Origin of the sequence: Candidatus Allofournierella merdipullorum (genome assembly GCF_048426865.1) — a bacterium.
Taxonomy (GTDB): Bacteria; Bacillota; Clostridia; order Oscillospirales; family Ruminococcaceae; genus Allofournierella_A; species Allofournierella_A merdipullorum.
Window position 1 is genome coordinate 1 of record NZ_DBFNWJ010000042.1, and the last position, 6,621, is coordinate 6,621.

4 protein-coding genes and 1 pseudogene are annotated in these 6,621 nt (G+C 60.2%); all 5 read left to right on the forward strand.

Translation table 11 applies throughout. The features are described from left to right. Window positions 1-298: pseudogene (gene tnpA / locus ACMNAY_RS07090) on the forward strand (IS200/IS605 family transposase); the annotation flags it as partial. 292 nt (window positions 299-590) lie between these two features. Beyond that, the gene (gene glgB, locus ACMNAY_RS07095; protein WP_418718921.1) at window positions 591-2,636 is read left to right on the forward strand and encodes a 1,4-alpha-glucan branching protein GlgB; all 2,046 of its coding nucleotides are present in this window, start codon (window positions 591-593) and stop codon (window positions 2,634-2,636) included. Window positions 2,637-2,706: 70 nt separating this feature from the next. Then, window positions 2,707-3,921 (forward strand): glucose-1-phosphate adenylyltransferase, encoded by a 1,215-nt coding sequence (locus tag ACMNAY_RS07100; RefSeq protein ID WP_418718922.1) that lies wholly within the window; start codon window positions 2,707-2,709, stop codon window positions 3,919-3,921. Next, window positions 3,915-5,039 carry a glucose-1-phosphate adenylyltransferase subunit GlgD gene (gene glgD, locus ACMNAY_RS07105; protein ID WP_418718923.1) on the forward strand — a complete coding sequence of 375 codons (1,125 nt, stop codon included), beginning with the start codon at window positions 3,915-3,917 and terminating at the stop codon, window positions 5,037-5,039. Before ACMNAY_RS07100 ends, glgD begins: the two co-directional genes overlap by 7 nt. 96 nt (window positions 5,040-5,135) lie before the next feature. After that, complete coding sequence (locus tag ACMNAY_RS07110; RefSeq protein WP_418718924.1) at window positions 5,136-6,554, forward strand: glycogen synthase; 1,419 nt, start codon at window positions 5,136-5,138, stop codon at window positions 6,552-6,554. Window positions 6,555-6,621 lie beyond the last annotated feature (67 nt).

Sequence of the window (6,621 nt, forward strand, 5' to 3'; positions counted from 1 at the left end):
CGGAGGTGTGCCCGGACCACATCCACATGCTGATCGAGATACCGCCAAAGATAGCGGTAGCAAGTTTCAAGGGGTACCTAAAAGGAAAGAGTAGCCTGATGCTGTACGAGAAGTTTCCGGAGCTAAAATATAAATACCGGAACCGGGAATTCTGGTGCCGTGGGTACTATGTGGACACGGCAGGGAAAAATGCAAAGAAGATACAGGAGTACATCCAACGACAGTACGAGCAGGACAAAGCAGGAGAGCAACTGACCATGCCGAACTTCTAAAGCGCCCGTTTACGGGCGGCAAGTAACAGAACTTTCGCGGCTGGCAGACCGTACTTGCGCGACGTGACGCGCATGCTAGTATTCTAGGGCTATGCCCGCATGTAAATAACCCCCGGCTTGGCCGGGGGTTATTTATTGCTGCCCGAATGTTAAAATGCGGCAAAAAAATCAGCAGTTTTTCAAAACTATAGTGAATACCCAAGGATTATTCAACAACACTGTAAAAACTGCATAAAACAAGGAAAAACAAAATTGTTTTTTTAGCAGTATATGACAGAAAACCCTTGAAAACCACCCCTAAAATGAGTAAGATTATAGATGAAAGTGAGGCGTAAGGCCCACAGGGAGGGAGTCACCGTGAAGAAACAGAATAATCCGGCCGATCTGCCCATATACCTGTTCAAGCAGGGAAACAACTTTGAGGCATATCGGTTTTTCGGCGCCCACTTTGACTGCCAGGGCGGGGAAGAGGGCGTGGTGTTCCGCGTCTGGGCTCCCCACGCCAAAGCTGTCAGCGTGGTGGGCGATTTCAACAGCTGGGTGCCCGGCGCTCACCCCATGGCCAAGCTGGACGAGGGCATCTGGGAGGCGTTTATCCCCGGCATCCGTGAGTACGATGTGTACAAGTTCTGCCTTACCACCCGGCAGGACGAGCTGGTGTTCAAGGCGGATCCGTACGCCTTCCACGCCGAGACCCGCCCCTCCAACGCCAGCAAGGTCTACCGGCTGGAGGGCTATGAGTGGAACGACGGCGAGTGGGAAGCGCAGCAGAAAAAGCGCGACCCTCTCACCGCGCCCATGAACATTTACGAGCTGCATGCAGGCAGCTGGCGGCTGAAGGAGAATGGCGACCCCTACAACTACTCCGAGCTGGCCGACGAGCTGATCCCGTACTTAAAAGAGATGGGCTACACCCATGTGGAGCTGCTGCCCATCACCGAATATCCCTACGACGGCAGCTGGGGCTACCAGGTCACCGGCTACTTCGCCCCCACCAGCCGCTATGGCACCCCCAAGGACTTTATGAACTTTGTGGACAAGTGCCACCAGGCGGGTCTGGGCGTCATTATGGACTGGGTGCCCGCCCACTTCCCCAAGGACGGCTTCGGCCTGTACATGTTCGACGGCGAGCCCTGCTACGAGGACCCCAATCCCCGCCGTGGCGAGCACAAAGAGTGGGGCACCATGGTGTTCAACTACGGCATGCCCGAGGTGGAGAGCTTCCTGGTCTCCAGCGCGCTGTACTGGGTGGAGCAGTTCCACGTGGACGGCCTGCGTGTGGACGCGGTGGCCAGCATGCTGTATCTGGACTACAACCGCCGGGACGGCGAGTGGGAGCAAAACCGCTACGGCGGCAAGGAGAACCTGGAGGCCATTGACTTTTTGCGCAAGCTGAACTGCACCGTGCTGGGCCGCCACCCCCACAAGCTGATGATCGCTGAGGAGTCCACCGCATGGCCGATGGTCTCCAAGCCCGCGGAGGACGGCGGCCTTGGCTTCAACTTCAAGTGGAACATGGGCTGGATGAACGACATGCTCAGCTACATGAGCACCGACCCGCTCTTCCGCTCCGGCAACCACAACAAGGTCACCTTCAGCTTTTTCTACGCCTTCAGCGAGAACTTCATCCTGCCCATCAGCCACGACGAGGTGGTCCACGGCAAGTGCAGCCTCATCAACAAGATGCCCGGCGACTACGACGCGAAGTTCGCCAACCTGCGCACCTTCTACGGCTACATGATGGCCCATCCGGGCAAAAAGCTGCTGTTCATGGGGCAGGAGTTCGGCCAGTTCATCGAGTGGAACGAGGCCAAGGCTCTGGACTGGATGCTGCTGGACTACGACCGGCACCGCCAGCTCAGCCAGTATGTGAAAGACCTGAACCATCTGTACCGTGACCTGCCGGCCTTCTGGCAGGTGGACTACAGCTGGGAGGGCTTCCAGTGGATCGTGCCGGACGACAACGCCCAGTCGGTCATCGCGTTTTTGCGGCGCGATGCGGCGGGAAAAACCGTCATGGTGGTCTGCAATTTCAATCCCGTCCTGCGGGAGGGCTATCAGATGGGCGTGCCGGTGGCCGGCACCTACAAGGAGCTGCTCTCCAGCGACGACGAGGCCTACGGCGGCGGCGGGGTGCACAACAAGCCCCTGCGCAGCCGCAAAAAGCCCATGCACGGCTTTGACCAGAGCATCACCGTCACGCTGCCGCCGCTGAGCACCGTCTATTTCTCGGTGCCCGAGGCGAAGGAGCCGAAGCCTGCGGCAAAAAAGCCCGCCAAGAAGGCGGCGGAAAAGAAACCTGCGGCCAAAAGGACTGCGGCGAAAAAGGCGGCCAAACCCGCCAAAGACGCCGAAAAGGCCTGAAAGCCGTTTTGGGGGATCGCAAAACACGCACTAACGGCGGCCTTTGGCTGCCGATAAGGGGAGAAGTAGTATGAAAGAATGTATCGCTATGCTGCTGGCCGGCGGGCAGGGCTCACGCCTGTATGCCCTCACACAACGGCTGGCAAAACCCGCAGTTCCCTTCGGCGGAAAATATCGCATCATCGATTTTCCGCTGTCCAACTGCGTCAATTCGGGGATCGACACGGTGGGCATCCTGACCCAGTACCAGCCGCTGGTGCTCAATGAGTACATCGGCAACGGCCAGCCCTGGGACCTGGACCGTCTGTACGGCGGCGTCCATGTGCTGCCCCCCTACCAGACGGCCACCGGCTCTGACTGGTACAAGGGCACCGCCAACGCCATCTATCAGAACATCAACTTCATCGACCGCTATGAACCCAAGTATGTGGTCATCCTCTCCGGCGATCACATTTACAAGATGGACTACTCCAAAATGCTGGACTACCACAAGGAGAAGGGTGCCGACTGCACCATCGCCGTGATGGAAGTGCCCTGGGAGGAGGCCAGCCGCTTCGGCATCATGACCGCCGACGCCGAGGGCACCATCACCAAGTTCGAGGAGAAACCCAAGGAGCCCAAGAGCAACCTGGCCTCCATGGGCATCTATGTCTTCTCCTGGGACAAACTGCGCAAGTTCCTCATCGAAGACGAGGCCAACCCCGCCTCCGACAACGATTTCGGCAAGAACATCATCCCCAACATGCTGGCCAGCAAGGAAAAGATGGTGGCCTATCCCTTCGAGGGCTACTGGAAGGACGTGGGCACCATCGACAGCCTGTGGGAGGCCAACATGGACCTTCTGAACCCCAAAATGCCGCTGGACGTCTGGAGCGAGGAGTGGAAAATCTACTCCCGCAACTCCGGCATGCCCGGCCAGTGGGTGGGCGGCAGCGCCGAGATCGATAACTCCATGATCACCGAGGGCTGCAAGGTGGAAGGCAAGCTGGTGCAGAGCGTGCTGTTCGCCGGCGTCAAGGTGGGCGAGGGCGCCGTGGTGGAAGACTCCATCATCATGCCCGGCGCCGTCATCGAGCCGGGCGCCAAGGTGTGCTACTCCATCATCGCCGAAAACGTGACCGTGAAGAGCGGTGCGGTGGTGGGCGAGCGCCCCGAAGACATGGAAAATCTGGACAACTGGGGCGTCGCCGTTGTGGGCGAGGGCGTCACCATCGGCCAGAACGCCAAGGTGGGCCCCAAGGCCATGGTGGTCAAAGACGTAAAGGATGGTGAGGAGCAATGGTAAAGTCCAACACGGATGCCCTGGGCATCATTTTCCCCAACGCACACGACAGCCTGATCCCCGAGATGGTGACCCATCGCACGATGGCCTCCATCCCCTTCGGCGGGCGTTACCGCATGATCGATTTCGTGCTTTCCAGCTTTGCCAACGCGGGCATCAGCAACATCTCCATCATCGTCAAGCAGAACTATCACTCTCTGATGGACCATCTGGGCTCCGGCCGTGAGTGGGACCTCACCCGCAAGCGGGGCGGCCTGAACCTGGTGCCCCCCTACGCCGAGGCCAACGTGAAGATGTACCGCGGCCGCGTGGAGGCCCTGGCCAGCATCGTGGGCTTTCTGGAGAACCAGAAAGAGGAATACGTGGTGATGAGCGACGCCAACATCGCCTACAACTTCGATGTGAACAAGCTCATCGAGGCCCATGTGGCCACCGGCGCCGACGTGACCGTGATGTACGAGCGCCGCGAGATCCCTCTGGGCATGAAGGACGACAACTACACCCTGCGCATCCAGAACGGCCGCGTCACCGAGCTGCTCTCCAACGACTACCGTCCCGGCGTGCAGAACCTGTCCATGAACGTGTACGTCATCCAGCGCGAGGCCCTCATCACCATGGTGAAGGACGCCACCATCCGCGGCCTTGTCTACTTTGAGAAGGACATTCTGGCCCGCAACCTGGAGCTGCTGAACGTCCAGAGCTACGAGTACACCGGCTACACCGCCCGCATCGCCGACAGCGAGACTTATTTTGAGGAGAACATGCGTCTGCTGGATCCCGCCAATCTGGACGCCCTGTTCCCGGCGGAGCTGCCCGTTTACACCAAGGTGCACGACAACGCCCCCACCCGCTACGCCATGGACAGCCACGTGAAGAACAGCGTGGTGGCCGACGGCTGCATCATCGAGGGCGATGTGGAGAACTGCGTGCTGTTCCGCGGCGTCAAGGTGAAGAAGGGCGCGAAGGTGAAGAACTGCGTGCTGATGCAGAACACCATCGTGGAGCCCGGCGCCCATGTGGAGTATGTGGTCACCGACAAGAACGTGAAGATCACCACCGACAAATCCCTCACCGGCAGCGAGACCTTCCCGGTGTATGTGGCGAAAAACCGCACCGTATAATGCCAAAGGAGGGCGAAAGCCCTCTGACTCTCTCCCCAGGGGCGGGGGCCCTGCACAGGGCCCCCGCTCCCTCCCCATAACACAAGGAGGAAACTTATGAACGTTTTATTCTGCGCGAGCGAGGCCAACCCCTGGGCCGCCTCCGGCGGTCTTGGCGACGTGGCCGGCAGCCTGCCCAAGGCGCTGGTGCAAAACGGTGTGGACTGCCGGGTGGTCATGCCGCTGTACGGCGATCTGAAATACCGGGACGAACTGGAATACATCACCAACTTCAGCGTGCCTGTGGGCTGGCGCAGCCAGTATTGCGGACTGTTCAGCGCCAAGCGGGACGGCGTGACCTTCTACTTCCTGGACAACGAGTATTACTTCAAGCGCACCGGCCTTTACGGCTTTTATGATGACGGCGAGCGCTTCGCCTTCTTCAGCCGCGCGGTGCTGGAGATGCTGTTCTACACCGACTTCACCCCCGACGTCATCAACGCCAACGACTGGCAGACCGCGCTGGTGCCGGTGTATCTGAACCTCTACTACCGCCACCTGGATAAATACAGCCACATCAAGACTGTGTTCACCATCCACAACATCCAGTACCAGGGCAAATACGGCCTGGACATTCTGGAGGACACCTGCGGCATTGGCCGGCGGGACGCCCATCTGGTGGAGTACGACGGCTGCGCCAACTTCATGAAGGGTGCCATCGAGACCAGCGACAAGGTGAGCACCGTCAGCCCCACCTACGCCGGTGAAATTCTCGACCCCTGGTTCAGCCACGGGCTGGACGGCCTGCTGCGCCAGAAGCAGTATAAGCTGTGCGGCATTCTCAACGGCATCGACGTGGACAGCTACAACCCCGAGACCGACCCCAACATCCCCGCCCACTACAACGCCGACACCTTCGCTGAGGGCAAGGCGGAGTGCAAGCGCCGCCTGCAGGAGCAGTTCGGCCTGGCGCAGGACGGCAGCCCCGTGATGGCCATGGTCACCCGACTGGTGGGCCACAAGGGCGTGGACCTGGTGCGTGACGTGGCCGAGGGCCTCATCGACCAGGGCATCGAGCTGGTGATCTTGGGCAACGGCGAGCACGCCTACGAAGCCTTTTTTGGCGACCTGGCCGCCCGTCATCCCGGCCGCGTGGGCGTGTACATCGGCTTTGTGCCCCCGCTGGCCCGGCAGATCTACGCCGGCGCGGACATCTTCCTGATGCCCTCCAAGTCGGAGCCCTGCGGTCTGGCCCAGATGGTGGCCTGCCGCTACGGCACCATCCCCGTGGTGCGCGAGACCGGCGGCCTGAAGGACTCCATCCACGACTCCGGCGACGGCTGGGGCAACGGCTTCACCTTCCAGCAGTACAACGCCCACGACCTCTACGAGGCCTGCTGGCGTGCGAAGGAAGGCTATTGGCACAAGGACGGCTGGCCGGTGCTGGTGCGCCGCGCCATGCAGTGCGACTTCAGCTGGAACGTCTCCGCCCACTCCTACATTGACATGTACCATCAGGTGATGAGCCTCTGGTAAACCGAACACGGCAGGAGAGCCGGGGCGCCCCCAACCAGCCGGCCCGCCCGCGATTTTAACTGTCTAA